The sequence below is a fragment of the Streptomyces sp. NPDC051180 genome (assembly GCF_040689545.1).
Taxonomy (GTDB): Bacteria; Actinomycetota; Actinomycetes; order Streptomycetales; family Streptomycetaceae; genus Streptomyces.
In genome coordinates this window covers 395,368-421,058 of sequence record NZ_JBFBBC010000002.1, presented here as the reverse complement: position 1 = coordinate 421,058, position 25,691 = coordinate 395,368, and the positions used below count along the sequence as shown (strand labels likewise).

At 70.8% G+C, this 25,691-nt stretch carries 23 protein-coding genes and 1 riboswitch; of the genes, 17 read left to right on the top strand and 6 right to left on the bottom strand.

Going from position 1 to position 25,691, the window contains the following annotated elements:
* Positions 1–208: 208 nt before the first annotated feature.
* From coxB to AB0424_RS05340, 4 genes are all read left to right on the top strand, one after another.
* Entirely contained in the window at positions 209–1,174 is a 966-nt protein-coding gene (gene coxB / locus AB0424_RS05355; RefSeq protein ID WP_366302422.1) for a cytochrome c oxidase subunit II, read from the top strand.
* The gene (gene ctaD, locus AB0424_RS05350) at positions 1,171–2,907 is read left to right on the top strand and encodes a cytochrome c oxidase subunit I (protein WP_366302421.1); all 1,737 of its coding nucleotides are present in this window, start codon (positions 1,171–1,173) and stop codon (positions 2,905–2,907) included. The genes coxB and ctaD overlap by 4 nt, the downstream gene beginning before the upstream one ends.
* Entirely contained in the window at positions 2,904–3,302 is a 399-nt protein-coding gene (locus AB0424_RS05345) for a cytochrome c oxidase subunit 4 (RefSeq protein ID WP_366302420.1), read from the top strand. The genes ctaD and AB0424_RS05345 overlap by 4 nt, the downstream gene beginning before the upstream one ends.
* A gap of 122 nt (positions 3,303–3,424) precedes the next feature.
* Positions 3,425–4,678, top strand: coding sequence for an Ig-like domain-containing protein (locus tag AB0424_RS05340; RefSeq protein WP_366302419.1), 1,254 nt, complete (start codon positions 3,425–3,427; stop codon positions 4,676–4,678).
* A 5-nt stretch (positions 4,679–4,683) separates the two neighbouring features.
* Here the strand turns inward: AB0424_RS05340 and AB0424_RS05335 are convergent, their stop codons facing one another.
* Complete coding sequence (locus tag AB0424_RS05335) at positions 4,684–5,085, bottom strand: hypothetical protein (protein WP_366302418.1); 402 nt, start codon at positions 5,083–5,085, stop codon at positions 4,684–4,686.
* A gap of 202 nt (positions 5,086–5,287) precedes the next feature.
* Here AB0424_RS05335 and AB0424_RS05330 point away from each other — a divergent pair, with 202 nt between their 5' ends.
* From AB0424_RS05330 to AB0424_RS05305, 6 genes are all read left to right on the top strand, one after another.
* On the top strand, positions 5,288–5,908 hold the full coding sequence (locus tag AB0424_RS05330; protein ID WP_366302417.1) for a heme-copper oxidase subunit III: 621 nt from the start codon (positions 5,288–5,290) through the stop codon (positions 5,906–5,908).
* Positions 5,909–5,982: 74 nt separating this feature from the next.
* Positions 5,983–6,792: a c-type cytochrome gene (locus tag AB0424_RS05325; RefSeq protein WP_366302416.1), complete on the top strand. Its 810-nt coding sequence runs from the start codon at positions 5,983–5,985 to the stop codon at positions 6,790–6,792.
* Positions 6,789–7,841, top strand: coding sequence for a Rieske 2Fe-2S domain-containing protein (locus AB0424_RS05320; protein WP_366302415.1), 1,053 nt, complete (start codon positions 6,789–6,791; stop codon positions 7,839–7,841). Before AB0424_RS05325 ends, AB0424_RS05320 begins: the two co-directional genes overlap by 4 nt.
* Complete coding sequence (locus AB0424_RS05315) at positions 7,838–9,460, top strand: cytochrome bc complex cytochrome b subunit (protein WP_366302414.1); 1,623 nt, start codon at positions 7,838–7,840, stop codon at positions 9,458–9,460. Before AB0424_RS05320 ends, AB0424_RS05315 begins: the two co-directional genes overlap by 4 nt.
* Positions 9,461–9,590: 130 nt before the next feature.
* Complete coding sequence (gene trpD, locus AB0424_RS05310; RefSeq protein WP_366302413.1) at positions 9,591–10,655, top strand: anthranilate phosphoribosyltransferase; 1,065 nt, start codon at positions 9,591–9,593, stop codon at positions 10,653–10,655.
* A gap of 86 nt (positions 10,656–10,741) precedes the next feature.
* Positions 10,742–10,858, top strand: a riboswitch (SAM riboswitch).
* A 226-nt stretch (positions 10,859–11,084) separates the two neighbouring features.
* Positions 11,085–12,476, top strand: coding sequence for an aminotransferase class V-fold PLP-dependent enzyme (locus tag AB0424_RS05305; protein ID WP_366302412.1), 1,392 nt, complete (start codon positions 11,085–11,087; stop codon positions 12,474–12,476).
* Positions 12,477–12,549: 73 nt separating this feature from the next.
* On the opposite strand, the gene AB0424_RS05300 is transcribed toward AB0424_RS05305, so the two are convergent.
* Together AB0424_RS05300 and AB0424_RS05295 are read right to left on the bottom strand one after the other, a co-directional pair.
* A complete protein-coding gene (locus tag AB0424_RS05300; RefSeq protein ID WP_017238849.1) occupies positions 12,550–12,831 on the bottom strand; it encodes an Lrp/AsnC ligand binding domain-containing protein in 282 nt (93 codons plus the stop codon).
* The gene (locus AB0424_RS05295) at positions 12,828–13,562 is read right to left on the bottom strand and encodes a rhomboid family intramembrane serine protease (RefSeq protein ID WP_366302411.1); all 735 of its coding nucleotides are present in this window, start codon (positions 13,560–13,562) and stop codon (positions 12,828–12,830) included. Before AB0424_RS05295 ends, AB0424_RS05300 begins: the two co-directional genes overlap by 4 nt.
* A gap of 158 nt (positions 13,563–13,720) precedes the next feature.
* On the opposite strand from AB0424_RS05295, the gene AB0424_RS05290 reads away from it, so the two are divergent.
* The 5 genes from AB0424_RS05290 (at position 13,721) to AB0424_RS05270 (ending at position 19,139) form a co-directional block, all read left to right on the top strand.
* On the top strand, positions 13,721–13,963 hold the full coding sequence (locus AB0424_RS05290) for a hypothetical protein (RefSeq protein WP_017238847.1): 243 nt from the start codon (positions 13,721–13,723) through the stop codon (positions 13,961–13,963).
* Between the two features lie 33 nt (positions 13,964–13,996).
* On the top strand, positions 13,997–15,361 hold the full coding sequence (locus AB0424_RS05285) for an NYN domain-containing protein (protein WP_366302410.1): 1,365 nt from the start codon (positions 13,997–13,999) through the stop codon (positions 15,359–15,361).
* A gap of 257 nt (positions 15,362–15,618) precedes the next feature.
* On the top strand, positions 15,619–16,656 hold the full coding sequence (locus tag AB0424_RS05280; RefSeq protein ID WP_366302409.1) for an NlpC/P60 family protein: 1,038 nt from the start codon (positions 15,619–15,621) through the stop codon (positions 16,654–16,656).
* A gap of 198 nt (positions 16,657–16,854) precedes the next feature.
* Complete coding sequence (locus AB0424_RS05275) at positions 16,855–17,880, top strand: NlpC/P60 family protein (RefSeq protein ID WP_366302408.1); 1,026 nt, start codon at positions 16,855–16,857, stop codon at positions 17,878–17,880.
* Positions 17,881–17,915: 35 nt separating this feature from the next.
* Positions 17,916–19,139 carry a hypothetical protein gene (locus AB0424_RS05270; RefSeq protein WP_366302407.1) on the top strand — a complete coding sequence of 408 codons (1,224 nt, stop codon included), beginning with the start codon at positions 17,916–17,918 and terminating at the stop codon, positions 19,137–19,139.
* Here AB0424_RS05270 and AB0424_RS05265 read toward each other — a convergent pair.
* Positions 19,136–19,693, bottom strand: coding sequence for a PadR family transcriptional regulator (locus AB0424_RS05265; RefSeq protein WP_366302673.1), 558 nt, complete (start codon positions 19,691–19,693; stop codon positions 19,136–19,138). The genes AB0424_RS05270 and AB0424_RS05265 overlap by 4 nt on opposite strands.
* Before the next feature lie 101 nt (positions 19,694–19,794).
* Here AB0424_RS05265 and AB0424_RS05260 point away from each other — a divergent pair, with 101 nt between their 5' ends.
* The gene (locus AB0424_RS05260) at positions 19,795–21,123 is read left to right on the top strand and encodes an MATE family efflux transporter (protein WP_366302406.1); all 1,329 of its coding nucleotides are present in this window, start codon (positions 19,795–19,797) and stop codon (positions 21,121–21,123) included.
* Here AB0424_RS05260 and AB0424_RS05255 read toward each other — a convergent pair.
* Positions 21,084–22,358: a glycosyltransferase 87 family protein gene (locus tag AB0424_RS05255; protein WP_366302405.1), complete on the bottom strand. Its 1,275-nt coding sequence runs from the start codon at positions 22,356–22,358 to the stop codon at positions 21,084–21,086. The genes AB0424_RS05260 and AB0424_RS05255 overlap by 40 nt on opposite strands.
* A gap of 85 nt (positions 22,359–22,443) precedes the next feature.
* Here AB0424_RS05255 and AB0424_RS05250 point away from each other — a divergent pair, with 85 nt between their 5' ends.
* Positions 22,444–23,586, top strand: coding sequence for a glycosyltransferase family 4 protein (locus tag AB0424_RS05250; RefSeq protein ID WP_366302404.1), 1,143 nt, complete (start codon positions 22,444–22,446; stop codon positions 23,584–23,586).
* Between the two features lie 82 nt (positions 23,587–23,668).
* Here the strand turns inward: AB0424_RS05250 and AB0424_RS05245 are convergent, their stop codons facing one another.
* Positions 23,669–25,465: an AMP-dependent synthetase/ligase gene (locus tag AB0424_RS05245; protein ID WP_366302403.1), complete on the bottom strand. Its 1,797-nt coding sequence runs from the start codon at positions 25,463–25,465 to the stop codon at positions 23,669–23,671.
* Positions 25,466–25,691 lie beyond the last annotated feature (226 nt).

Here is a 25,691-nt window from a genome sequence, read left to right as displayed (position 1 = left end):
CGCCCCCCCTGCGGAACGCCGGAGTCCACCCCTTCGGGGACTCGGACGGCGCGTTGGGCACCCTCCCCGCGCGACCCCAAATAGCGTCCAGTAGGGTTTGGTCCGCATAAACATCCAAACCCCTGCCCGCGGCCGGGGCGGCGACCGACCAGCGAGACGGACGGCCGTGGCCGACCACTGCGGGCCGAGACTCTCGGGAAGGCGCTACGTGAGTCCCAACGGCTCCGACCGCTCGTCGCGGCGCCCGATGCGGCGGAAGCTGCCGCAGGTGCTGACTGCGGGCCTGATCCTGGCGACAGCCACGGGCTGCTCGTACAACTGGGAAGACTTCCCCCGCCTTGGCATGCCCACCCCCGTCACGGAAGAGGCTCCTCGGATCCTCTCCCTGTGGCAGGGCTCCTGGGCCGCCGCGCTCATCACCGGAATCCTGGTGTGGGGCCTGATCCTCTGGGCCGTCATCTTCCACCGGCGCAGCCGGACCAAGGTCGAGGTACCTCCGCAGACCCGTTACAACATGCCCATCGAGGCGCTGTACACGGTCACCCCGCTCATCATCGTCTCGGTGCTCTTCTACTTCACCGCGCGTGACGAGTCGAAGCTCCTCGAGCTCACCCCGAAGCCGGCTCACACGGTCAACGTGGTCGGCTACCAGTGGAGCTGGGGCTTCAACTACGTCGAGAACGTGCCCGGTGTGACGGGTGACGCCAAGACGGACAAGAACCTCGCGTCGATTCCGGACAAGTTCCTCGCGGACTTCCCGGAGAACGCGGGTGGCGTCTACGACGCCGGCATCCCCGGCGACCGTAACCCGCAGACCGGCAACCCGGGTCCGACCCTGTGGCTGCCGAAGGGCGAGAAGGTCCGGTTCGTCCTGACCTCCCGTGACGTCATCCACTCCTTCTGGGTGGTCCCCTTCCTCATGAAGCAGGACGTCATCCCGGGTCACACCAACTCCTTCGAGGTGATCCCGACGCAGGAAGGCACCTTCCTCGGCAAGTGCGCCGAGCTGTGCGGTGTCGACCACTCCCGGATGCTCTTCAACGTCAAGGTGGTCTCCCCGGAGCGCTACCAGCAGCACCTGAAGGAGCTGGCCGAGAAGGGGCAGACCGGCTACATCCCGTCTGGCATCGAGCAGACGGACCCGGCCAGGAATGCGGAGAAGAACCAACTGTGAGCATCCCCAACGAAACCCAGGGTGCCGCCGCAGCTGAGGACTCGTACGAGAACGAGCTGCCCGTACGGCGCAAGCAGCCCGGTAACGTCGTGATCAAGTGGCTGACCACCACGGACCACAAGACGATCGGGACGATGTACCTGGTCACGTCGTTCGTCTTCTTCTGCATCGGCGGACTCATGGCGCTCTTCATGCGCGCCGAGCTGGCCCGTCCGGGTACGCAGATCATGTCGAACGAGCAGTTCAACCAGGCGTTCACGATGCACGGCACGATCATGCTGCTGATGTTCGCGACGCCGCTGTTCGCCGGTTTCGCGAACTGGATCATGCCGCTGCAGATCGGCGCGCCCGACGTGGCGTTCCCGCGGCTGAACATGTTCGCCTACTGGCTCTACCTGTTCGGCTCGATCATCGCGGTGGCCGGCTTCCTCACCCCGCAGGGTGCGGCCGACTTCGGCTGGTTCGCCTACTCCCCGCTGTCGGACGCCGTCCGCTCGCCGGGTGTCGGCGCCGACATGTGGATCATGGGTCTGGCCTTCTCCGGCTTCGGCACGATCCTCGGTTCGGTCAACTTCATCACCACGATCATCTGCATGCGCGCTCCGGGCATGACGATGTTCCGTATGCCGATCTTCACCTGGAACGTGCTGCTGACCGGTGTCCTGGTCCTGCTCGCGTTCCCGGTCCTGGCGGCCGCGCTGTTCGCCCTGGAGGCGGACCGCAAGTTCGGTGCCCATGTGTTCGACGCCGCCAACGGTGGCGCCCTGCTGTGGCAACACCTCTTCTGGTTCTTCGGACACCCAGAGGTGTACATCATCGCGCTGCCATTCTTCGGCATCGTCTCCGAGGTCATCCCGGTCTTCAGCCGCAAGCCGATGTTCGGCTACATCGGTCTGGTGGCCGCGACCATCGCGATCGCCGGTCTGTCCGTGACGGTGTGGGCGCACCACATGTACGTCACAGGCGGCGTGCTTCTGCCGTTCTTCTCCTTCATGACGTTCCTCATCGCCGTACCGACCGGTGTGAAGTTCTTCAACTGGATCGGAACGATGTGGAAGGGCTCGTTGTCCTTCGAGACACCGATGCTCTGGACGATCGGCTTCCTGATCACCTTCACCTTCGGTGGTCTGACCGGTGTCATCCTGGCCTCGCCGCCGATGGACTTCCACGTCTCCGACTCGTACTTCGTCGTCGCGCACTTCCACTACGTCGTCTTCGGCACCGTGGTCTTCGCGATGTTCGCCGGGTTCCACTTCTGGTGGCCGAAGTTCACGGGCAAGATGCTGGACGAGCGGCTCGGCAAGATGACGTTCTGGACGCTGTTCATCGGCTTCCACGGCACCTTCCTCGTGCAGCACTGGCTCGGTGCCGAGGGCATGCCGCGTCGTTACGCGGACTACCTCGACGCCGACGGCTTCACCGCGCTGAACACGATCTCGACGATCTCCTCCTTCCTGCTCGGTCTGTCGATCCTGCCGTTCCTCTACAACGTCTGGAAGACCGCCAAGTACGGCAAGAAGATCGAGGTCGACGACCCGTGGGGCTACGGCCGCTCGCTCGAGTGGGCGACGTCCTGCCCGCCGCCGCGGCACAACTTCCTCACCCTGCCGCGGATCCGTTCCGAGTCCCCGGCGTTCGACCTGCACCACCCTGAGATCGCCGCTCTCGACCAGCTCGAGAACAAGGGCCACGAGGTCGAGGCCCTCACGGGCGCCAAGGAGGCCGGCAAGTGAAGATCCAGGGCAAGATGTTCATCTGGCTGAGCGTCTTCATCCTTGGCATGGCGATCCTCTATGGCGTCTGGTCCAAGGAGCCGGTCGGTACGACGGCGCTCTTCCTGGCCTTCGGCCTGTCCATCATGATCGGCTACTACCTGGCCTTCACGGCCAAGCGTGTCGACGCGATGGCGCAGGACGACAAGGAGGCCGACGTCGCGGACGAGGCCGGCGAGGTGGGCTTCTTCGCCCCCCACAGCTGGCAGCCGCTCTCGCTGGCGGTCGGCGGCGCGCTCGCCTTCCTCGCCATCGCGATGGGCTGGTGGATCCTGTACTTCTCCGCCCCGCTGATCCTGGTCGGCCTCTTCGGCTGGGTCTTCGAGTTCTACCGCGGCGAGAACCAGAACCAGTAGCGGTACCCCGCTCCGCACCGGAGCACGCAGAGGGGCCCGGACACTTCGTCACCGAAGTGTCCGGGCCCCTCTTTTGCCGCACTCGGCGCGCTGTCCGCGAGGAGTGTCCTTAGCGTGAAGTCATGAACGACACGCCGCGCATTCGGACTGTTCTGAGCTGCACTCTTCTGGCCGTCACCGTCACCGCAGCCGCCACGTCGTGTGCGGGCTCCGACGGTCATCCGCTGTCCGCGAAGGCGTACGACGCGGCGGACCAGCTCGCGGTCAGCACCCCCGCCGACGGCGGCCGGGTGGACCCGGAGAAGCCGCTGGAGATCACCGCCAAGGGCGACGACGGACGGATCACCGACGTCACCGCCACGGACGCCGCCGGGCACCACCTCGCGGGCGAGCTCACCGCGGACGGCAGACGCTGGCGCTCCACGGCCGCCCTGGCGGCCGGCGTCCGCTACACCGTCCGGGTGGCCACCGAGGACGAGGACGGCGCTCCAGGAGCCCGTGAGTTCACGTTCGAGACGGCTCCGGCCAAACGTGCGCTCACCGCCACCTTCGGGCCGGAGGCGGGCACCTACGGCGTCGGACAGCCCATCACGGCGGAGCTCAGCCTCCCCGTCAAGGACCGGCAGGCCCGCTCCGTCGTCGAACGGGCCCTCAAGGTCCGCTCCACCCCCGCCGTCGAGGGCTCCTGGTACTGGGTCGACGACAAGAAGCTGCACTTCCGTCCGAAGGAGTACTGGCCGGCCGGAGCGCTCGTCACGGTCACCGGCAACCTGGACGGCCTCAAGGTCGGCGACAAGCTCTACGGCGGCGCCTCCAAGCCCCTGAAGCTCACCATCGGCGACCGGATCGAGGCCGTCGCCGACGCCGGGTCCCACTACATGACCGTGAAGCGCAACGGAGAAGTGATCAATACCATTCCGGTGACCACCGGCAAACCGGGCTTCTCCACCCGAAACGGGGTCAAAGTCATCCTCGGCAAGGAGTACTACGTCCGCATGCGGGGGACCAGCATCGGCATAGCCGAGGGCAGTTCCGAGTCGTACGACCTGCCCGTCTACTACGCCACCCGGGTGACCTGGAGCGGCGAGTACGTCCACGCCGCGCCCTGGTCGGTGGGCTCGCAGGGCGTGGCGAACGTCAGCCACGGCTGTGTCGGCATGTCGACCGGCAACGCGGCCTGGTTCTACGAGACCGTCCGCGCCGGCGACGTCGTCCGCGTCGTCAACAGCATCGGCGACACGATGGACACCTTCGGCAACGGCTTCGGCGACTGGAACCTGTCCTGGGACAAGTGGCGCGAGGGCAGCGCGCTGGTGGAAGCGGCCGGAAGCCCGGTCGCCCCCACCGAGAAGGCCCGCCTCAGGCCGTCGATCTGATCAGCTCACACGTCGATCGACAGGCGGGCGCGCAGCAGCGAGGCCAGGGACGCCGCGAACTCCACCGGTTCCACCGGAAGGGTGATCGCGGCGTCCGCGCGGCTCCAGGTGGCCAGCCAGGCGTCCTGCGGGCGCCCGATGAGCAGCAGCACGGGCGGGCACCGGAAGACCTCGTCCTTGATCTGGCGGCAGACGCCCATGCCTCCGGCGGGCACCGCCTCGCCGTCGAGCACGCACACGTCGATGCCGCCCTCGTCCAGGCGCTTGAGCACGGCGGGCAGCGTCGCGCACTCCACGAACTCGACCGGGGGAACGTCGGCCGCCGGCCTGCGCCCGGCCGCGAGGCGTACCTGCGCCCGGGTGTTCGCGTCGTCGCTGTAGAGCAGGACCGTGGCACTCGACTGCATCGTTCCTCCGCGTGGAAGTCCGTGGGATGGTCGTCGATCGATGCGCCGGATGCTACTCCGGTCCACACCCCGTCAACACCCGTTCAACACCTGTTCGAAGGGTGCTCCGGGGCGCTTCCACTGGGCCGTTCGGGCTGGACACGGCCCCCGGACACTCCGAACGGCACCCCCCGGAGTGAGGGCGGGATAAGCGACCGACATAATGTCGGTCGTGGCGACAGTAACGACAGTAGAAACAGGGCACGCGCACCCGTCGGTCAATCGACCGAACCTCACCAGCGTCGGAACCATCATCTGGTTGAGTTCCGAGCTGATGTTCTTCGCGGCCCTCTTCGCGATGTACTTCACCCTGCGATCGGTGACGGGTGCCGAGTTCTGGGCGGAACAGGCTTCGGCCTTGAACTTCCCGTTCTCGGCGACCAACACCACGATCCTGGTGCTCTCCTCCCTCACCTGTCAGCTCGGCGTGTTCGCCGCCGAGCGGGGCGACGTGAAGAAGCTCCGGACGTGGTTCATCATCACGTTCGTGATGGGTTCGATCTTCATCGGCGGCCAGGTCTTCGAGTACACCGAGCTGGTGAAGCACGAGGGCCTCTCGCTCTCGTCGGACCCGTACGGCTCCGTGTTCTACCTGACCACCGGCTTCCACGGCCTGCACGTGACGGGCGGTCTCATCGCCTTCCTGCTGGTCCTCGGCCGGACGTACGCCGCCAAGAGGTTCACTCACGAGCAGGCAACCGCCGCCATCGTCGTGTCCTACTACTGGCACTTCGTCGATGTCGTCTGGATCGGCCTCTTCGCCACGATCTACATGATCAAGTAATCGGTCCCGCCGACACGGCGGACCGAGACATCCAGCAAGCATCGACGCAGAAGATCCTGACACCGGGGTAATCCGTGAAAAAGCTCTCCGCACGACGACGCCATCCGCTGGCGGCGGTCGTCGTCCTACTTCTCGCGCTGGCGGCCACGGGGGGGCTGTACGCCGCGTTCGCGCCCGCGGGCACGGCGAAGGCCGATGAAACCGCCCAGTCCCTCGCCATCGAGGAGGGCAAGAAGCTCTACTCCGTCGGCTGCGCCAGCTGCCACGGAACCGGCGGTCAGGGCACCTCTGACGGCCCGTCCCTCGTCGGCGTCGGCTCGGCCGCGGTCGACTTCCAGGTCGGCACGGGTCGCATGCCGGCCCAGCAGCCGGGCGCCCAGGTCCCGAAGAAGAAGGTCATCTACTCGCAGGCTGAGATCGATCAGCTCGCGGCGTACGTCGCCTCTCTCGGTGCCGGCCCGATCACGCCGACCGAGGGCCAGTACAGCCCCGAGGGTGCGGACATCGCCAAGGGTGGCGAGCTGTTCCGCACCAACTGTGCCCAGTGCCACAACTTCACCGGTGAGGGTGGCGCGCTGACCTACGGCAAGTACGCCCCGAACCTCGAAGGCGTGAGCCCGAAGCACCTCTACGAGGCCATGCAGACCGGCCCGCAGAACATGCCCTCCTTCCCGGACACGACCATGCCGGAGAAGGAGAAGAAGGACATCATCGCGTACGTCCAGGCCGTCAACAGCGACAAGGCCGACAACCCGGGCGGTCTCAAGCTCGGTGGCCTCGGCCCCGTCAGCGAGGGTCTGTTCGCCTGGGTCTTCGGTCTGGGTGCGCTGATCGCAGTTGCCATCTGGGTCGCGGCCCACACCGCTAAGGCCAAGAAGTCATGAGTAGCCAAGAGATTCCAGAAGAGAACCTGCCGGCAGGGCAGGACACCGCGCACGGCGCGGTGAAGGTCGCCGGCGACCCGTTCGCCGACCCGGGCCTTCCGCCCCACAAGCCGCGCATCCAGGACATCGACGAGCGGGCCGCCCGTCGGTCCGAGCGCGCGGTCGCCTTCATGTTCACGCTGTCGATGCTGGCCACCGTCGGCTTCATCGCGTCGTACGTGATCTTCCCGGTCGACAAGATCGTGTACATCTGGCCGTTCGGCCGGGTGTCCGCGCTCAACTTCGCCCTGGGCTGGTCGCTGGGTCTCGCGCTCTTCTTCATCGGCGCGGGCGCGGTCCACTGGGCCCGTACCCTGATGTCCGACGTCGAGATCGCGGACGAGCGTCACCCGATCGAGGCCGACGCCGAGACCAAGGCGAAGGTCATGTCGGACTTCGCGGCCGGTGCCGCCGAGTCGGGCATGGGCCGCCGCAAGCTCATCCGCAACACGATGTTCGGCGCGCTGTCGCTCGTCCCGCTCTCCGGCCTCGTGCTGCTGCGTGACATGGGCCCGCTGCCCGAGAAGAAGCTCCGGTCCACCATGTGGGCCAAGGGGCTGCAGCTCATCAACATGAACACGAACGAGCCGCTGCGTCCCGAGGACGTCGCCGTCGGTTCGCTCACGTTCGCGATGCCCGAGGGCCTCTCGGAGCACGACCACGAGTTCCAGACCCAGATCGCCAAGGCCGCCCTGATGATCGTCCGGATCCAGCCGGAGGACATCAAGGACAAGCGCGAGCTGGAGTGGTCGCACGAGGGCATCGTCGCCTTCTCGAAGATCTGCACCCACGTGGGCTGCCCGATCTCCCTGTACGAGCAGCAGACGCACCACGTGCTCTGCCCGTGCCACCAGTCCACCTTCGACCTCTCCGACGGCGCCCGCGTCATCTTCGGCCCGGCCGGCCACGCCCTTCCGCAGCTGCGGATCGGCGTGAACGCCAAGGGCTTCCTGGAGGCGCTCGGCGACTTCGACGAGCCCGTCGGTCCTGCCTTCTGGGAGCGCGGATGAGCACCGTGACCGATACGAAGAAAGCCCCCGCCGGTGAGCGGGTCGCCGACTGGGCCGACGGCCGCCTGGGGATCTACACGCTGGCCAAGGCCAACATGCGGAAGATCTTCCCGGACCACTGGTCCTTCATGCTGGGCGAGATCTGCCTCTACAGCTTCCTCATCATCATCCTGACGGGCGTCTACCTGACGCTGTTCTTCCACCCGTCGATGAACGAGGTGGAGTACGTCGGACCGTACGTCCCGCTCCAGGGACAGCTGATGTCCGAGGCGTTCAACTCGACGATGCACATCTCGTTCGAGGTCCGCGGTGGTCTGCTCATCCGGCAGATCCACCACTGGGCGGCGCTGATCTTCCTCGCCGGCATGTTCGTGCACATGATGCGCGTCTTCTTCACGGGCGCCTTCCGCAAGCCGCGTGAGATCAACTGGCTGTTCGGCTTCCTGCTGTTCTTCCTGGGCATGTTCACCGGCTTCACCGGTTACTCGCTCCCGGACGACCTGCTCTCCGGCACCGGTGTCCGCTTCATGCAGGGCGCGATCCTGTCCGTGCCGGTCATCGGCACGTACCTGTCGATGTTCCTGTTCGGCGGCGAGTTCCCCGGCGGCGACTTCGTGGCCCGGTTCTACTCGGCCCACGTGCTCCTGCTGCCCGGCATCATGCTCGGCCTCGTGGTGGCCCACCTCATCCTGGTGTTCTTCCACAAGCACACGCAGTTCGCCGGCCCCGGCCGCACGAACAAGAACGTCGTGGGCATGCCGCTGCTGCCGGTCTACATGGCCAAGGCCGGAGGCTTCTTCTTCCTGGTCTTCGGCGTCATCGCGATCATCGCGGCGATCGCCTCGATCAACCCGATCTGGGCCATCGGCCCGTACCGCCCGGACCAGGTGTCCACCGGTGCCCAGCCCGACTGGTACATGGGCTTCGCCGAGGGTCTGATCCGTGTCATGCCGGGCTGGGAGATCAACCTCTGGGGCCACACGCTCGTCCTGGGCGTGATGATCCCGCTGGTGCTCTTCCCGGCCGTCCTGGTCGCGATGGGGATCTACCCGTTCATCGAGTCCTGGATCACCGGCGACAAGCGCGAGCACCACATCGCGCAGCGCCCGCGCAACGCTCCGACGCGCACCGCCTTCGGTGTCGCCTGGATCACCGCGTACATGGTCATGCTCATCGGTGGTGGAAACGACCTCTGGGCGACCCACTTCCACCTCTCGCTGAACTCGATCACCTGGTTCGTCCGGATCTTCTTCTTCCTGGGCCCGGTCATCGCGTTCATCGCCACCAAGCGGATCTGCCTCGGCCTCCAGCGCCGCGACAAGGACAAGGTGCTGCACGGACGCGAGTCCGGCATCATCAAGCGCCTGCCGCACGGTGAGTTCGTCGAGGTCCACGAGCCGCTCAGCCAGGGCGAGCTGCACCGCCTCACCGCTCACGAGCAGTACGACGCCGCGGAGCTTCCGCCGGCCGTCGACGAGAACGGTGTGGAGCGCAAGGTCGGCGCACTGGAGAAGCTCCGGGTCAAGCTGAACAAGGGCTACTACGGCGGCGACAGCCAGATCGCCAAGCCCACGGTCGAGGAGTACAAGGAGATCCAGAGCGGCCACGGCCACCACTGATCACCCTGAACTCCTGACTTCCTGAGAGTCGCCACGGCGAGAGCCCCGTCCATTCGATGGACGGGGCTCTTTGCCGTCCCCCGGGGTCGATAGGGTGGGTGCGTATCCGTCACGATCACCAGGAGCTGCCATGAGCGCTGCGACCCCCGCTGGAGGACCTACGTCGGCGGGCCGCTCCTGGCCCGTCCTGCTGAACGGTCTGCTGGACGGCAAGGACCTCTCCGCCGACGACACGGCCTGGGCGATGGACCTGATCATGAGCGGCGAGGCGACCGACGCCCAGATCGCCGGCTTCATGGTGGCCCTGCGGGCCAAGGGCGAGACCGTGCAGGAGATCGCCGGCCTCGTGCGGACCATGTACGCGCACGCCAACGTGATCGACGTGCCGGGCCCCGCCGTCGACATCGTCGGCACCGGCGGCGACGGCGCCAAGACGGTGAACATCTCCACGATGGCGTCGATCGTGGTCGCCGGCACGGGCACGAAGGTCGTCAAGCACGGCAACCGCGCCGCCTCCTCCGCCTCCGGCTCCTCCGACGTCCTGGAGAAGCTCGGCATCAACCTCAACCTGACGCCGCGACGGGTCGCCGAGGTCGCCGAGGAAGCCGGCATCACCATCTGCTTCGCGGTGAAGTTCCACCCCTCGCTGCGGCACGTGGCCGCGGCCCGCGGCCAGCTCGGCATCCGGACGACGTTCAACGTCCTGGGCCCGCTCACCAACCCGGCCAAGGTGAAGGCCCAGGCGGTCGGCGTCGCCGACCCGCGCATGGCGCCGATCGTGGCCGGAGTCCTCGCCGAGCGGGGCAACTCCGCCCTGGTCTTCCGCGGCGACGACGGGCTGGACGAACTGACGACCACCGCCACCTCCCGGGTGTGGGTGGTCAGGGACGGCCGGGTGACCGAGGAGCGCTTCGACCCCCGCGACGTCGGCATCGCACTCGTCCCCCTGGAGGCGCTGCGCGGCGCGGACGCCTCGTACAACGCCGACGTCGCCCGGCGGCTGCTCGCCGGGGAGACCGGTCCGGTACGGGACGCGGTGCTGCTCAACGCGGCGGCGGCGCTCACCGCCCTGGAGCCCGGCACGGGCACCCTCGCGGAGCAGCTGGCCGCGGGCATCGCGAGAGCGGCCGAGTCCCTCGACTCCGGCGCGGCCCTGCGGTCCCTGGAAGGCTGGATCGCCGCCAGCAACGCCTGACCTCCACCCGATCCCGAGCACGACCCCGGTCCACCATCCGGACCGGGGTCTTGCGCTTCGTCGATCATGTGGCAGGATGCTCTACAGGTCACGAGTGACAGCGTTTTGGCCCCGGCTTGCTGTCCGGCAACCCTCCGTCCGTGGCGGGGTGCCCCGGGTGATGACCAGGCCGTAGGCAGCGAGGTCTACGGCAAGCGCGGACCCCTCGAACACCAGGGGTCCTGGTCTCTCGAGGAGCTTTTTCCGTGAGCAAGCGAATGCGATAGGGCGAATCCGCCCCTTCTTCACCCTCGGAACAGGGTCACTTCGGCGTACCCGCACACCCGCGGACGTCCCCCGTCGCCTCCGAGGCATCACCCGTACCCCGCCGTGTCCGGCCGCGTACGGGATCACCGAAGCCATCCGCACCGCCCGCCGGGAGATACCGCCATGTCCGCACGCCCGAACGCCGCCACCGCCACCGTCGCCGACGAGTCCGCCGACCCCTGCTGCGCCGCCCCGCTGCCCGTGCTCGGCCGGGACGTCACCGTCCCGCTCGTCACCGGCGGCGAGGTGACCTACGCGGCGCTCGACTACGCGGCCAGCGCGCCGGCCCTCCAGCGGGTCTGGGACGACGTCGCCGCGTACGCCCCCTACTACGGCAGCGTCCACCGCGGCGCCGGCTACCTCTCCCAGCTCTCCACCGACCTCTTCGAGAACAGCCGCGTCACCGTCGCCGAGTTCCTCGACTGCCGCCCCGGCGACCAGGTCGTCTTCACCCGCTCCACCACCGACTCGCTCAACCTGCTCGCCCAGGTCGTGCCCGCCGGCTGCGAGGTCTTCGTCTTCGAGACCGAACACCACGCCTCGCTGCTGCCCTGGCGGGACGCCCGCGTCACCTACCTCAACGCGCCGCGCACCCCCGCGCAGGCCGTCGCCACCCTGGAGCGCGCCCTCGCCGACCGGGACCCCCACGGCCCCGCGCTGGTCTGCGTCACCGGAGCCTCCAACGTCACCGGCGAGCTGTGGCCGGTGAAGGAGCTCGCCGCCGCCGCGCACGCCCACGGCGCCCGGATCGTGCTCGACGCCGCCCAGCTCGCGCCCCACCACCCCGTCTCCGTGAGGGAGTTGGACGTGGACTGGGTCGCCTTCTCCGGCCACAAGCTGTACGCGCCCTTCGGCTCCGGCGTCCTCGCCGGCCGCTCCGACTGGCTCCAGGAAGCCGAGCCCTACCTCGCGGGCGGCGGCGCCTCCCGCAAGGTGGCGCGCCGCGCCGACGGCGGGGTGGACGTCGAGTGGCACACCACGGCGGCCCGGCACGAGGCCGGCTCCCCGAACGTCATCGGCGTCTACTCCATCGCCTCCGCCTGCAAGGCCCTCACCGAGGCCGGCTTCGAGGGACTCGTCGCCCGCGAGCAGCACCTCGTCGACACCGTCCGCGCGGGCCTCGCCGAGGTACCCGAGGTGCGGGTGCTGTCGCTGTTCGGCGACGACGCGCCCCGGGTCGGCGTCATCTCCTTCGTCGTGGACGGCTGGAACAGCTCCCACTTCGCGGCCGCGCTCTCCGCCGAGTACGGCATCGGCGTCCGCGACGGTCTGTTCTGCGCCCACCCGCTCGTCCGCACGCTGCTCGGCAGCGACCCGCAGGACCCGGGGGAGTGCGGCGCCCCGGAGGCCGCGCCCGGCGAGCGCTCGCTCAACGCCATCCGGGTGAGCTTCGGCGCCGGCACGCCGGACGAGCACGTCGAGCGGTTCGTCCGCGCGGTGAAGGAGCTCGTCCGGGACGGCGCTCAGTGGAAGTACCGCACCGAGGACGGCCGCTGCGTCCCCGACCGCGGCTGATCGGTCACTCGTACGGGTGAAGGGGGCCTCCCCGGCGGGAGGCCCCCTTCCTGTGTCTCGCGGTCCTGGGGTCTCAGGACTCCAGGCCGATGGCGAAGGCCGCCTCCAGATCGTGCTGGGAGTACGTGCGGAACGCCACGTGGGTGTCCGTGGCCTCGACGCCCGGGATCTTGCTGATGCGGCCGGGGATGACGTCCGCCAGGTCGTCGTGGCGGGGGACCCGGACCATGGCGATGAGGTCGTAGGTGCCGGTCACCGAGAAGACCTCGCTGACGCTGTCGAGCGCGGCGATCGACTCGGCGATCTCGGGGATCCGGTCCACGCTGGTCTTGATGAGCACGATCGCGGTGATCACGGCTGGCTTTCTCCCTCGGTCGCCGCGGCTGGAGCCTTCACTCTATCCCCACCCCGGTAGCACCCCCAGGCGTACAGGAAGCCGGCCGAGAAGCCCACGACGTGGGCGAGGTAGGCGACGCCCGGACCCGGCCCCGCCGCGCGCGCGGCCAGCCACTGGAGGACGAACCAGAAGATCAGCACGATCCAGGCGGGGAAGCGCAGCGGCAGGAAGAGGAGGAAGGGGAAGAGACTGGTGACCCGGGCGCGCGGGAAGAGGAAGAGGAAGGCCCCGAGCACCCCGGAGATCGCCCCGGACGCCCCCACCAGGGTCTGCTCGCTGTCCGCGTGCGCCACCGCGTACCCGAGCAGCGCCAGATAGCCCGTGCTCAGGTAGAAGAGGGCGAATCCGGCCGGGCCCATGCGCTCCTCGGCCATGGCGCCGAAGACGTAGAGGAACAGCATGTTGCCCAGCAGATGGAGCCAGCTGCCGTGGACGAAGAGGGCGGTCAGCGGGGTGAGCAGGGCGTGCGGCTCGCCGACGGTCAGCTCGGCGGGGACGACGCCCCAGCGGCGGAAGTACGCCCCCTGCGCCGCCAGGAGCTGATCCCCGGTGCCGTGGGCCGGGTTGAGCCCGGAGACGGGGCTGACCACGAAGAGGAGGACGCAGGCGGCGATCAGTCCGTACGTCACCGTGGGTCCCCTGCGCGCGCCCCGCCAGGCGCCGCGACCCGCTCCTCGCCAGTCGATCATGGACAGATCATGGCGTACCGGGGTCGAAGTGGACAGAGTGCCTCGCCGTGCCCCCGGGTACCGGGGAGGCCGTAGTGTTACGGGCACGACGACCGCAGTTCGACGGCGCACCGCGGCTCCCGCACCTGGTACCACGCAACAGGAAGAAGGACGGCTCGATGACGACGGTTCCCCTGCCGACCGCCGAGACCCGCTGGCGCTGCACCCTCTGCGGCAACCTGACCCGCTTCGACGTGACGCGCTCCTCGAAGGTCGTCGAGTACGTCCATCTGGACCTCGCGGGCGACCCGACGGTCGAGGAACGGCAGGTGGTCAGTGAGACCATCGAGTCGGTCCGCTGCCGCTGGTGCAACGCGGTGGACCAGATCGAACTGGTGGACAGGCCGGGCGCCGCCTCCTGAGGGACGGCGCGGACGACATAGGGGTGACGGATCGTGGAGCAGCCCGCGCACGGTGGAGAGCCGGCCGGCGCGGCAGGTGACGCTGCCGAGACGCTCGACCACCCACTGCCGGAAGGCGTCCGGCGGAGGGTCGTCGCGCTGGTCGCGGACGCCTTCGGCGGACTGACCGTCGCGGAGCTCCCCGCGCCCCTGCGCCAGTACGCGCGCTTCACCGCGAGCCGGCGGGCCAAGTTCGCCGGCAACGCCATGGCGGCGGCCCTGGAGAGCGACCCGCTGTTCCGGCAGCGCATCGGCGAGCGGTTCAAGCAGGCCGAGCCCGAGCTCGCGGGGGCCGTGGAGACCGGCACCCCGCCCGCCGCCGCCGACCCGGTCGACGTGGCGGCGGCCGCCTACGTGCTGCGCCCGCCCGGCTGGGTCAAGCTCGTGGCCGCCGCGGGCGAGGAGGCCCAGCGGGCCGACGCCGAGCGCGCCGACGAGGCCGGGCGGCGGGAGCTGGAGCGGCTCCGCGAGGAGCTCGCCGGCGCCCGGGACCGCTCCCGCGGCGAGACCGAGCAGCTCCGGCACGATCTGGAGGCGGCCCGCAAGGAAGCGGAATCGCTTCACCGCAAGCTGCGCAGCGCCCAGAGCGACGTGAAGCGCGGCGAGGCCGCGCTGCGGCGCGTCCAGGGCGAGATCGACGCCGTACGGGCCGAGGGGGCCGCCCAGTTGTCGGCGGCCGAGAGCGAGACCCGGCGGCTCAAGGCCCGGCTCGGCGAGGTCGAGGCGGCCCTGGAGGCGAGCCGCAGGACCGCCCGCGAGGGGCGCTCGGTGGAGGACATGCGGCTGCGGCTGCTCCTGGACACGGTGCTCGACGCCGCCCAGGGCCTGCGCCGCGAACTGGCGCTGCCCCCCGTCTCCGTGCACCCGGCGGACACCGTCGACGCGGTGGAGCCGGGGCGGATGTCGCCGAAGGACATCGCGGCGCGGGCGCTGTCGGAGACCGACCCGGCGCTCCTCGACCAGTTGCTCGCGCTGCCCCAGGCCCATCTGGTCGTGGACGGCTACAACGTCACCAAGACCGGCTATCCGACGATGCCGCTGGAGAAGCAGCGGCTGCGGCTGCTGGGCGGCCTCTCGGCCCTGGCGGCCCGGTCGGGCGCCGAGGTCACCTGCGTCTTCGACGGGGCGGAGCTGGCGGCGCCGGTGCTGCTCGCGCCGCCGCGCGGGGTGCGGGTGCTGTTCTCCAAGCCCGGTGTCACCGCCGACGAGTTGATCCGCCAGCTGGTGCGGGCCGAGCCGCCGGGGCGTCCCGTCGTGGTGGTCTCGACCGACCGCGAGGTGGCCGACGGGGTGGCCAAGGCGGGTGCGCGTCCGGTCGCGTCCGTCTTGTTGCTGAAGCGGCTTTCGCGCCTCTCGTAGCGCATCGCAACTCATGGGCCGTATGACCGAATTGTGGTGGGCGGACGGTCAAGTGGCCATCACTGCCCGTGTGCTGCGTGTGAACAAAGTGCCGTGCGAGCGATATTTTTGCCGGTGGGATTTGAACTGATCACAAGTTGGTCACTAGGGTCAGGCATCGAACCTTCGCGCGGTTGATCACCCATCCGGGGTGGCGGCGGAGGAACCGCCTGCCCCTTACCGGTTGGGCGGCTCTGAGGAAGAAGGAGATCGCCTTCGTGGCGTCCCACCGTCGACCCAAGCAGCCGAGCCGCGCCCGTGTGACCGTGCTCACCGTGACCGCGGCCGCCGCCGTGGCGTTCACCGCCCAGTCCGGCGCGCAGGCGGCCCCCGCCCAGCCCAAGATCGACGAGGTCAAGTCGAAGGTCGACAAGCTGCACCACGAGGCCGAAGAGGCCACGGAGCAGTACAACCTCGCCGACGAGCGCCGCGGCAAGCTGCAGACGGAGATCGGCAACCTCCAGGACAAGGTGGCCCGCGGTCAGCAGGAGCTCAACGCCCTGCGCGACCAGATCGGTTCGGTCGCCAGCGCCCAGTACCGCTCCGGCGGCATCGACCCGGCGCTCCAGCTCTTCCTCTCCGCCGACCCGGACACCTACCTCGACAAGGCGTCCGCGATCGACCAGCTGAGCGCCCAGCAGGCCGACGTGCTCACCTCGATCCAGGCCAAGCAGCGCACCCTCGCGCAGCAGCGGACCGAGGCCACCACGAAGCTGGCCGACCTCGAGGACGTCCGCAAGACGCTCGCCGCCAAGAAGAAGAAGTACCTGGGCAAGCTGGCGGAGGCCCAGAAGCTCCTCAACACCCTGACCGCGGCCGAGAAGGCCGAGATCCAGGAGAAGGAGCAGCGGGCCAGCCGCGACGCCGGCGAGCGCGTCGACCTGGGCAACGAGGTCCCCGCGAACGGCTTCGGCGCCGCGGCGCTCGCCGCCGCCGACACCCGTGTCGGCATGCCGTACGCCTCCGGCCACGAGGGCCCCGGCTCGTTCGACTGCTCCGGTCTGACCCAGTGGGCCTACGGCAAGGCGGGCATCGACCTCACCCGCACCACGTACACCCAGCAGAACGACGGCACGAAGATCGGCCGCAGCCAGCTCAAGCCGGGCGACCTGGTCTTCTTCAACGGCCTGCAGCACGTCGGCCTGTACGCGGGCAACAACACCGTCCTGCACGCCCCCTACTCGGGCGCCTACGTCCGCTACGAGTCGATGAACACCCTGGGCAGCTTCCAGTTCGGAGTCCGCGTGGCGGGCTGACGCCCCCCCGCGACCCGCTGCGGCATGCCGCCCGAACGGGTGGTTCGCCACGACGCGCGCTGACCTGACGCCCCGCCGGTGACCTGTGTTCTCCGGCGGGGCGTCACTTTGTGTGCCCGGTGCCTTCGTTGGACGCGGAGTGATCAGCGGCTACTGTCTGCCGCGCCAGTCTGCGTCGAGCCGAACGGAGCGCGATCCGTGGCGTCCCACCGCCGACCCGCCAGGGTCACCGTCCTCACCGCCGCCGCCGCGGCGACCGCGGCGGCGTCCCTCGGGGCCGTCCCCGCGAGCGCCGACCCCGGCGCCGGTACCGCGGCCACCCGCGCCACCGTCGACCGCCTCTTCGAGGAGGCCGAGAAGGCCACCGAGGGGTACAACAGCGCGGACGAGAAGGCCGACGCGCTGCGCCGGACGGTCGCCGAGGCCCGAGACGGCCTCGCCCGCGGCCAGGAGCGCATCAACCGCATGCGGGGCGCGCTCGGCTCGGTCGCCGGGGCCCAGTACCGCTCCGGCGGCATGGACCCCGCCCTCGCGCTGCTGCTCTCCTCCGACCCCGACAGCTACCTCGACCGCGCCTCCGCGCTCGACCGGGCCACCGTCCGGCAGGGCGCCGCGCTCGGCGAACTGCGGCGGGAGCAGCGCCGGCTGGACCAGAAGCGGTCCGAGGCCAGGACCGCCCTCGTCGAGCTGGAGCGCAGCCGGGCCGAGGTCGCCCGCCACAAGCGCACGGTCGAGCGCAAGCTCGCCGAGGCCCGCCGGGTGCTCGCCTCGCTCACCGCCGAGGAGCGCGCCGACTTCGACCGCGCGTCCCGCGGTGGCGGACGCGACGGCGGCCCCGCCGAGGAGCTGCCGCCCCTCGCCGACCTCGGCCCGGCCTCCTCACGGGCCTCCGCCGCGGTGATCGCCGCCCGCAGTGCGATCGGCAAGCCGTACGTGTGGGGGGCGACCGGGCCGTCCGCCTTCGACTGCTCGGGCCTGATGGTCTGGTCGTACCGGCAGGCCGGCATCAGCCTGCCGCGCACCTCCTCGGCGCAGCGGAACGCGGGCCGCCGGGTGCCGCTGTCGCAGGCGCAGCCCGGGGACCTCGTCACCTACCGGGGCGACGCCAGCCACGTCGCGATCTACGCCGGCAACGGGCAGGTCATCCACGCCCCCTATCCGGGCGCCCGGGTCCGCTACGACCCGGTGAACATGATGTCGCACGTGACGGTCACCCGGGTCTGACGCGGTCCGGCCACCGCGCCCGTACGATCGAGGGCGTGGCAGGTCGGAGCGGTGGAGTGGCGCGCGGCGCGGCCGTGTGCCTGCTGGCCGCCCTGTCGGCCCTCACCGGCTGCACGTCCGCCGGACCGCCGGGCCCGGCCGGCCCGTCGTCCAAGGAGGTCCAGAACCTCCTGGACGGCCACGCCAAGGCCCTGCTCGACCGGGACGAGGCCGGCTATCTGGCGGCCCTGGACCCCGCGCTCGCGCCGGCCGCCCGCACCGAGTTCGACCGGCTCGCGAAGGTCCCGCTGGGCGGGGTGGACTACCGGGTCACCGACGTCGACCCGGCCGGCGAGGGCCGGGCCACCGTCGAGGCCGAGCTCGGGTACCGGATCAAGGGCTACGACTCCGGGCCCTCCACCACCGCGCGGGTCCTGGACCTCGCCGAGCGGGACGGCCGCTGGTACGTCACCGGCGACCGCGCCGCCGAGGGGGCCCCGCAGCAGCTGTGGCAGCAGGGCGCGGTGGAGTCGGTGACCGGCCGGCGCAGCCTCGTCCTCGGGGTCGGGCAGAGCGAGGAGCGGCTGCGGGAGATCGCGGCCGCGGCGGACCGGGCGGTGCCGGCGGTCGGCCGGGCGTGGAACGGGAGCTGGGCGGGCCGGATCGTGGTCCTCGTCCCCGCCTCGGTCGAGGCGATGGGCCGCCTCCTCGGCGGCCCGGCCGCCTCCTACCGGGGCATCGCCGCCGTCACCACCGGGCAGGCGGGCGGCGGCCCGCAGGCCCCCGCCGACCGGGTGATCGTGAACCCGGACGCGTACGCCGTCCTCGGGGCGTTCGGCCGGCAGATGGTCCTCACCCACGAGACCACCCATGTCGCCACCCGGATCCGGACCACGGCGGCCACCCCGGTCTGGCTCTCGGAGGGCTTCGCCGACTGGGTCGCCTACCGGGGCTCGGGCCGCACCGCCGCCCAGGCCGCGCCCGAGCTCGCCCGCGCCGTCCGCGCGGGCGACCTGCCGGCCGGGCTCCCCGAGGACGCCGACTTCGGCTTCGGCGGCGACGCGGACGCGCTGGCCCGGGCCTACGAGGGCGGCTGGCTCGCCTGCGAGATGATCGCGGACCGCTGGGGCGCGCCGGCGCTGACCGGGTTCTACCGGGCGGTGGGCGCCCACCCGGCCCGGGAGGGCGCGCTGGAGAAGGCGCTCCACGACGTCCTGGGCACCACCCCCGAGCAGTTCACCGCCGACTGGCGCGCCTACGTGGGGCAGCGGCTCGGCTAGGCCGTCCCGTCCCCGTTCGGGGCGCTCGGCGCCGCGTCGAGCTCCCGCAGGGCCTCCGTCAGCCAGGCTTTCTCGGCCGTGCCCGTCGCGCGGGCGATCCGCAGCATGCCCTGCCGGAAGAGGTCGGGCTCCCGTTCGACGGTGACGGGGCTGCCGCCCTCGTAGAAGAAGCTGGCGGGGGCGGAGAGGAACTCCTGGCGGCGGCGGAGCACCGCGGCCTGGTCGGCCGGGTCGGGGAGGTGGCCGAGGAAGGCGAGCAGGGTGAAGAACCGCTGGCCGTCGCTGATCTCGGCGTCCTTGGGGGTGCGCAGCCGCGCCAGCAGCTCCCGGCGTCCGTCCGGGGTGAGCGAGAGCGTGCGGCGCGGGGCCGCGCTCGCGCCCGGCTCCGTACGGCTGTCGACCAGGCCGTTGCGCACCAGCCGGGTGATGGCCGGGTAGAGGGCTCCGTCGCTGACCGGACGGACGTGCCCGCTGAGTCCGTGGATGCGCTCCTTCAGCTCGTACCCGTGCAGCGGCTTCTCGTACAGGAAGCCCAGGATCGACAGTTCCAGCACCGGTCGGGTCTCCTTCGCGCTTGTCGGGGGAGCGGTCGTCATGCTACCTCTTTTCGAGATGCCTCTAATCGAGGTATCTCGAAAAGAGGGGGAACCGTCGCATGTCCTCACACCGCCGGACGCTCGTCCGGCTCGCCCGCCCGGTCTATCTCGAACTGCTCGCCGGTGTCGCCGCCGGAGTCGTCAACATGGTCTGGGTCGCCCCGCTCGGCGGGGACGCCGTCGCCGCCGTCGCCGTCGCCACCAACGTCGAGAACCTGCTCCTCGGCATCGTCCTCATGGCCGGCTCCGGCACCACCGTCCTCGTCGCCCGGGCCCGCGGGGCCGACGACCCCGGAGCCGTCCGCGCCGCCGTCCGCGGCGGGGCCGCCCTCTGCGCGCTGCTCGTGCCGCCCGTCGCCGTCGGCGGGTACCTGCTGCGCGATCCGCTCGCCGCCCTCCTGCTCGGCGGCCCGGACCACCCGGCCCACGCCCTCGCCACCGCCTACTTCGCGATCGCGCTCCCCGGCACGGCCGTCTTCTTCGCCACCCACGTCCTGGACGGCGTCCTCAAGGGCGCGGGCGACACCCGCACCCCCATGCGGCTCGCCTTCCTCGCCAACGGACTGATCCTCGTCCTCGACCCGCTGCTCATCCACGCCCACGGAGTGCGGGGCGCCGCCCTCGCTACCGTCGTCGGACGCTCCGTCGCCCTCGCCGCCGGCCTGCTCGCCCTGCGCCGCGACCCGCTGCTGAAGGCCGCGCGGGCGGCCCGCGCCGCCCTGCCCACGGCCGCCGCCCTGCGCCGGACCGCCGCCACCGGACTCCCGATGGCCGTCGACTTCACGGTCCGGATGGCCGGCGCCCTCGCGCTCGTCTCCGTGGTCGCCCGGATCGGCGTCACCGAGATCGCCGCCTACGGCATCGCCACCAAGGCCATGTACGTCGCCACCATGGCCTTCTACGCCGTCCGGCAGGCCGCGGCCATCCACAGCGCCCACCTCCTCGGCGCGGGACGGGACGAACGGCGGGCCGTCGCCCGCCAGGCCCTGCTCCTCGGCTGTGTCATCGGCGCGGGCGCCGCCGCCCTGCTGCTCGTCGCGGCCGGCCCCGTCATGCGCGCCTTCGGAGCCGAGCCCGACGTGGCGGCGGCCGGTGCGCTCTTCCTGCGCTGCCTCGGCCCCTACCTGCTGCTCATGGCCGGCTACATCGCGGTCGCGGGGGTCTTCGAGGGCACCGGGGCGAGCCCGCGGCTCGCCCGGATCACCATCGCCGGCGTGCTGGTCCAGCTCCCGCTGGCGTACGCCTTCTCAGGACAGGGCCTCGGCGGGATCTGCCTGGCCATGGCGCTCGCCATGGCCGCCCAGTGCGCGGCGCTCGGCCTGCTCCACCGCCGGACCGTCGTCACTTTTCAGAAGGAACCCGACAGGGCCTTCTCGCGCTCCGGCTGAGCGGTCGCGGCCTCCGCCGCGAGCTCCGCGAGCCGAGGCTCGGTCACCGTCTGGCGCCACAGGATGCGGCAGGCGATCACCGCGGCGGCTATGAGCAGACCGTTCCGGGTGAACAGCACCGCCACACCCAGCGGATCGCTCCGCGTCACGTGCGAGAACCACACCGGGAACTCGAACTGCGTCACCGCCGTCGCCCAGATGACCAGGTGCGCGGGCCGCCGCATCCGGCTCGCCCGGAACGCCATGCAGACCGCCGCCAGACCCACCAGCCACAGCATGTACTGCGGGGACAGCACCCGGCTCGTCGCCGTGAACAGCAGCACCGCCACGAACGCGGCGTCCGCCGCCGTCGACGAGGTGAACAGGCGCGCCTTCAGCCGCCACACGAGCAGCCAGCCGAACGCCGCGATCGTGAGCACCATCGCGGCCGTGGAGACCGTCGACACGTACGGCCCGAGGAACTCGATCGAGCCGTAGTTCATCCGCGCCTCGCCCTCCCAGCCGAAGTGCCGGACGACGTGGAAGACCATGGAGCCCAGCGACTCGACCTCCGTGCCCCGGTCGCGCTGGAAGCCCAGGAAGGCCAGCGCCCCCGGCATCCACAGCACGCACAGCAGCAGCACCGCGGCCGCCGCGCCCGCCGCCGTCGTCCAGGAGCGGAAGGTCGCACGCCCCCTCGGAGTGCCCGCCAGCACCAGCACGGGCCACACCTTCAGGACCGCGCCGAACCCGGCGAGGGCGCCCAGGACGCGCGGGCTCCGGCCGGCCGCCAGCAGCGCGGCCACTGCGACGGCGGTCACCATCACGTCGTACCGGGCGTACGCGGTCGGGCCGAGCAGCGGGACGCCCGCGAGCCAGAGCCAGGCGCCGTGCGCCGACCGGCCCGCGCGGCGGCCCGTGTACACCAGGAGCCCGAAGACCAGCGCGTCACAGAGGAAGGCGAGGACGAAGAACGCGGACGCGTAGCCGAGGAACGGCAGCAGCGCGGGGGCGAGGATCGCGAGCGCCGCCGCCGGCGGGTACTGCCAGGTGACGTCGTCCAGCGGGTAGGTGCCCGTCCGCAGGACCTCGTACCAGCCCTGGTAGATGTTCGAGACGTCGAAGGTGATGTCCGGGCCGGGGATCACCACGACCTTGAAGACGCACAGCAGCAGGAGGACGCGGGTCAGACCCCAGAGACTCAGCGGAAGCCGCAGGCTCGCGCGTGACCACTTTCCCACCGCACCCGTCGTCACTGTCTCGTCCTTGTCCTGTCGGGCCCGCGGGAGCGGGGGAGTGGTGTTGCCGGGCGGTGGTGGCGATCGCGTACTGTCGGCCACGATGCACAAGACCCTGATCGTAACCAACGACTTCCCGCCGCGTCCCGGCGGAATCCAGGCCTTCCTGCACAACATGGCGCTCCGCCTGGATCCCGATCGGATCGTCGTCTACGCCTCCACGTGGAAGCGCAGCCGCGAGGGCGTCGAGGCGACGGCCGCGTTCGACGCCGAGCAGCCTTTCACGGTCGTCCGGGATCGCACCACCATGCTGCTGCCCACTCCTCGGGTCACCGCCCGTGCCACCGCGCTGCTGCGCGAGCACGGCTGCGAGTCCGTGTGGTTCGGCGCGGCCGCGCCGCTCGGTCTGATGGCCCCCGCGCTGCGCAGGGCGGGCGCCCGGCGGCTCGTCGCCACCACCCACGGGCACGAGGCCGGCTGGGCCCAGCTCCCCGCCTCCCGGCAGCTGCTGCGCCGCATCGGCGAGGGCACGGACACGATCACCTACCTCGGCGAGTACACCCGCTCCCGGATCGCGGCCGCCCTCACGCCCGCCGCCGCGGACCGGATGGTCCAGCTCCCGCCCGGCGTGGACGAGAAGACCTTCCACCCCGACTCCGGCGGCGCCGAGGTCCGCGCCCGCCTCGGGCTCAGCGACCGGCCCGTCGTCGTCTGCGTCTCCCGGCTCGTCCCGCGCAAGGGGCAGGACACCCTGATCAGGGCGATGCCGCGGATCCTGCGCCGGGTGCCGGACGCGGTCCTGCTGATCGTCGGCGGCGGCCCGTACGAGAAGGACCTGCGCCGTCTCGCCGAGGAGACCGGCGTGGCCGGATCCGTGCGCTTCACCGGCGCCGTCCCGTGGTCGGAGCTGCCCGCGCACTACGGGGCCGGCGACGTCTTCGCCATGCCCTGCCGCACCCGCCGGGGCGGCCTCGACGTCGAGGGCCTCGGCATCGTCTACCTGGAGGCGTCCGCGACCGGCCTCCCGGTCGTGGCCGGCGACTCCGGCGGCGCCCCCGACGCCGTCCTCGACGGCGAGACCGGCTGGGTCGTCCGCGGGGAGTCCGCCGAGGACACCGCCGACCGCGTCACCACCCTCCTGCTCGACCCCGAGCTCCGTGCCCGCATGGGCGAGCGGGGCCGCGCCTGGGTCGAGGAGAAGTGGCGCTGGGACCTCCTGGCCGAGCGGCTGCGCGAGCTGCTCTGACGGGGACTCCGGGCGACGGCACGACGAAAGGGGCCCCGGGCGGTGCGATCGCCCGGGGCCCCTTCGTCGTGCCGTCACCGGCTCAGTGCTGGTAGATCGCCTCGATCTCGTCCGCGAAGTCCTTCGCCACGACGTTCCGCTTCAGCTTCAGGGACGGGGTGATGTGGCCCGCCTCCTCGGTGAACTGGGCGGGGAGGATGCGGAACTTGCGCACCGACTCGGCCTTGGAGACCGCCGCGTTGCCGTCGTCGATCGCCCGCTGCACCTCGGCCACGAGCTCCGCGTCGTCACGGAGGGAGGCCGCCGTCGAACCCGCCGGCTTGCCGTGCTCGGAGGCCCAGCGGCCCAGGAACTCCTCGTCGATGGTGACCAGCGCGCCCACGAAGGGACGCCCGTCGCCGACCACCATGCACTCCGCGACCAGCGCGTGCGCCCGGATCCGGTCCTCGATGACCGCCGGGGCGACGTTCTTGCCGCCCGCCGTCACCAGGATCTCCTTCTTGCGGCCGGTGATCGCGAGGTAGCCGTCCTCGTCGAGGGTGCCGATGTCGCCGGTGTGGAACCAGCCGTCCGCCAGCGCCTCGGCCGTCGCCGCCTCGTTGTTCCAGTACCGCGAGAAGATGTGCTCGCCGTGGAGCAGCACCTCGCCGTCGTCGGCGATCCGCACCACCGAGCCGGGCAGCGGCTGGCCGACCGTGCCGATCTTCTGCCGGTCCCACGGGTTGAAGGCGGTCGCCGCGCACGACTCCGTCAGGCCGTACCCCTCCAGGACCGTGAAGCCGATGCCCCGGAAGAAGTGGCCGAGGCGCTCGCCCAGCGGTGCCCCGCCCGAGATCGCGTACTCGCCGCGCCCGCCGAGCACCGCCCGCAGCTTGCTGAAGACCAGCTTGTCGAAGAGCTTGTGCTTGAGCTTGAGACCGAGGGAGGGACCCTGCGGGGTGCCGATCGCCCGGCTGTACGCGATCGCGGTGTGGGCGGCCTTGTCGAAGATCTTGCCCTTGCCGTCGGCCTGGGCCTTGGCCCGCGCGGAGTTGTAGACCTTCTCGAAGACCCGCGGCACGCCCAGGATCAGCGTCGGCCGGAACGAGGCCAGCTCGTCGGTGAGGTTCTTGATGTCCGGGACGCAGCCCAGCCGGATCGGCGCCATCACGGACGCGACCTCGACCAGCCGCCCGAAGACGTGCGCGGCCGGGAGGAAGAGCAGCACCGAACACTCGCCGGTGCGGAAGAGGGGCTTCAGCCGCTCCACCACGTTGCCGCACTCGGCGAAGAACGCCCGGTGGGTCAGGACGCAGCCCTTGGGGCGGCCGGTCGTGCCCGAGGTGTAGACGATCGTCGCCGGGTCGTCCGCGTTCGCCGCCGACATCCGCTGGTCGAGCAGCTCGTCCGAGACGTCCGCGCCCTCGGCCGTGAGCCGCGCGACCGCGTCGTCCTCGATCTGGCGGACGCCCTTGAGGCCCGGCAGGTTCGCCCGCACGGACTCCACCGACGCCTGGTGCGCCGCGCTCTCGACCAGCGCGAGCGTCGCGCCCGAGTCGCCGAGGATCCACTGGATCTGCTCCGGCGAGCTGGTCTCGTACACCGGCACGGTCACGCCGCCGGCGCTCCAGATCGCGAAGTCGAGGAGGACCCACTCGTACCGCGTCCGGGACAGCAGCGCGACCCGGTCGCCCGGCTCGACGCCCGCGGCGATCAGGCCCTTGGCGGCCCCGCGGACCTCCGCGAGGAACTGCGTGGCGGTCACGTCGGTCCAGGCACCGTCGACCTTGCGCCCCATGACGGCGACGTCTGGGTGCTGGGAGGCGTTGCGGCGGATGAGATCCGTCAGGTTGCCGTCCGCGGGGACCTCGTACAGGGCCGGAAGGCTGAACTCGCGCAAGACTGCTGCTCCTCATCGGGCGCCGGCGCCACGGCTCTGTGTGATGCACCGGTGAAGTCCATGATCGGGCAGGTGCTCAGTGGGGGTGAGCACGACTGGACTGCCCGGACGTTACCCACCAGTACACGGTTCCCGATAGGGGGTCCCGGCCAGATGTTCCGTGCGTCACACATATATGACGGTGCTCTCCGCACAGTAATCCACCGGTTTCCCGACTCCCAAGTAA

Bases quoted from the DNA above. Each gene is read 5' to 3' on its own strand.
- AB0424_RS05340 (WP_366302419.1), top strand. From the start codon at position 3,425: ATGAACGACACGCCGCGCATTCGGACTGTTCTGAGCTGCACTCTTCTG.
- AB0424_RS05335 (WP_366302418.1), bottom strand. From the start codon at position 5,085: ATGCAGTCGAGTGCCACGGTCCTGCTCTACAGCGACGACGCGAACACC.
- AB0424_RS05330 (WP_366302417.1), top strand. From the start codon at position 5,288: ATGTCGGTCGTGGCGACAGTAACGACAGTAGAAACAGGGCACGCGCAC.
- AB0424_RS05320 (WP_366302415.1), top strand. From the start codon at position 6,789: ATGAGTAGCCAAGAGATTCCAGAAGAGAACCTGCCGGCAGGGCAGGAC.
- AB0424_RS05315 (WP_366302414.1), top strand. From the start codon at position 7,838: ATGAGCACCGTGACCGATACGAAGAAAGCCCCCGCCGGTGAGCGGGTC.
- trpD (WP_366302413.1), top strand. From the start codon at position 9,591: ATGAGCGCTGCGACCCCCGCTGGAGGACCTACGTCGGCGGGCCGCTCC.
- AB0424_RS05305 (WP_366302412.1), top strand. From the start codon at position 11,085: ATGTCCGCACGCCCGAACGCCGCCACCGCCACCGTCGCCGACGAGTCC.
- AB0424_RS05295 (WP_366302411.1), bottom strand. From the start codon at position 13,562: ATGATCGACTGGCGAGGAGCGGGTCGCGGCGCCTGGCGGGGCGCGCGC.
- AB0424_RS05290 (WP_017238847.1), top strand. From the start codon at position 13,721: ATGACGACGGTTCCCCTGCCGACCGCCGAGACCCGCTGGCGCTGCACC.
- AB0424_RS05260 (WP_366302406.1), top strand. From the start codon at position 19,795: ATGTCCTCACACCGCCGGACGCTCGTCCGGCTCGCCCGCCCGGTCTAT.
- AB0424_RS05250 (WP_366302404.1), top strand. From the start codon at position 22,444: ATGCACAAGACCCTGATCGTAACCAACGACTTCCCGCCGCGTCCCGGC.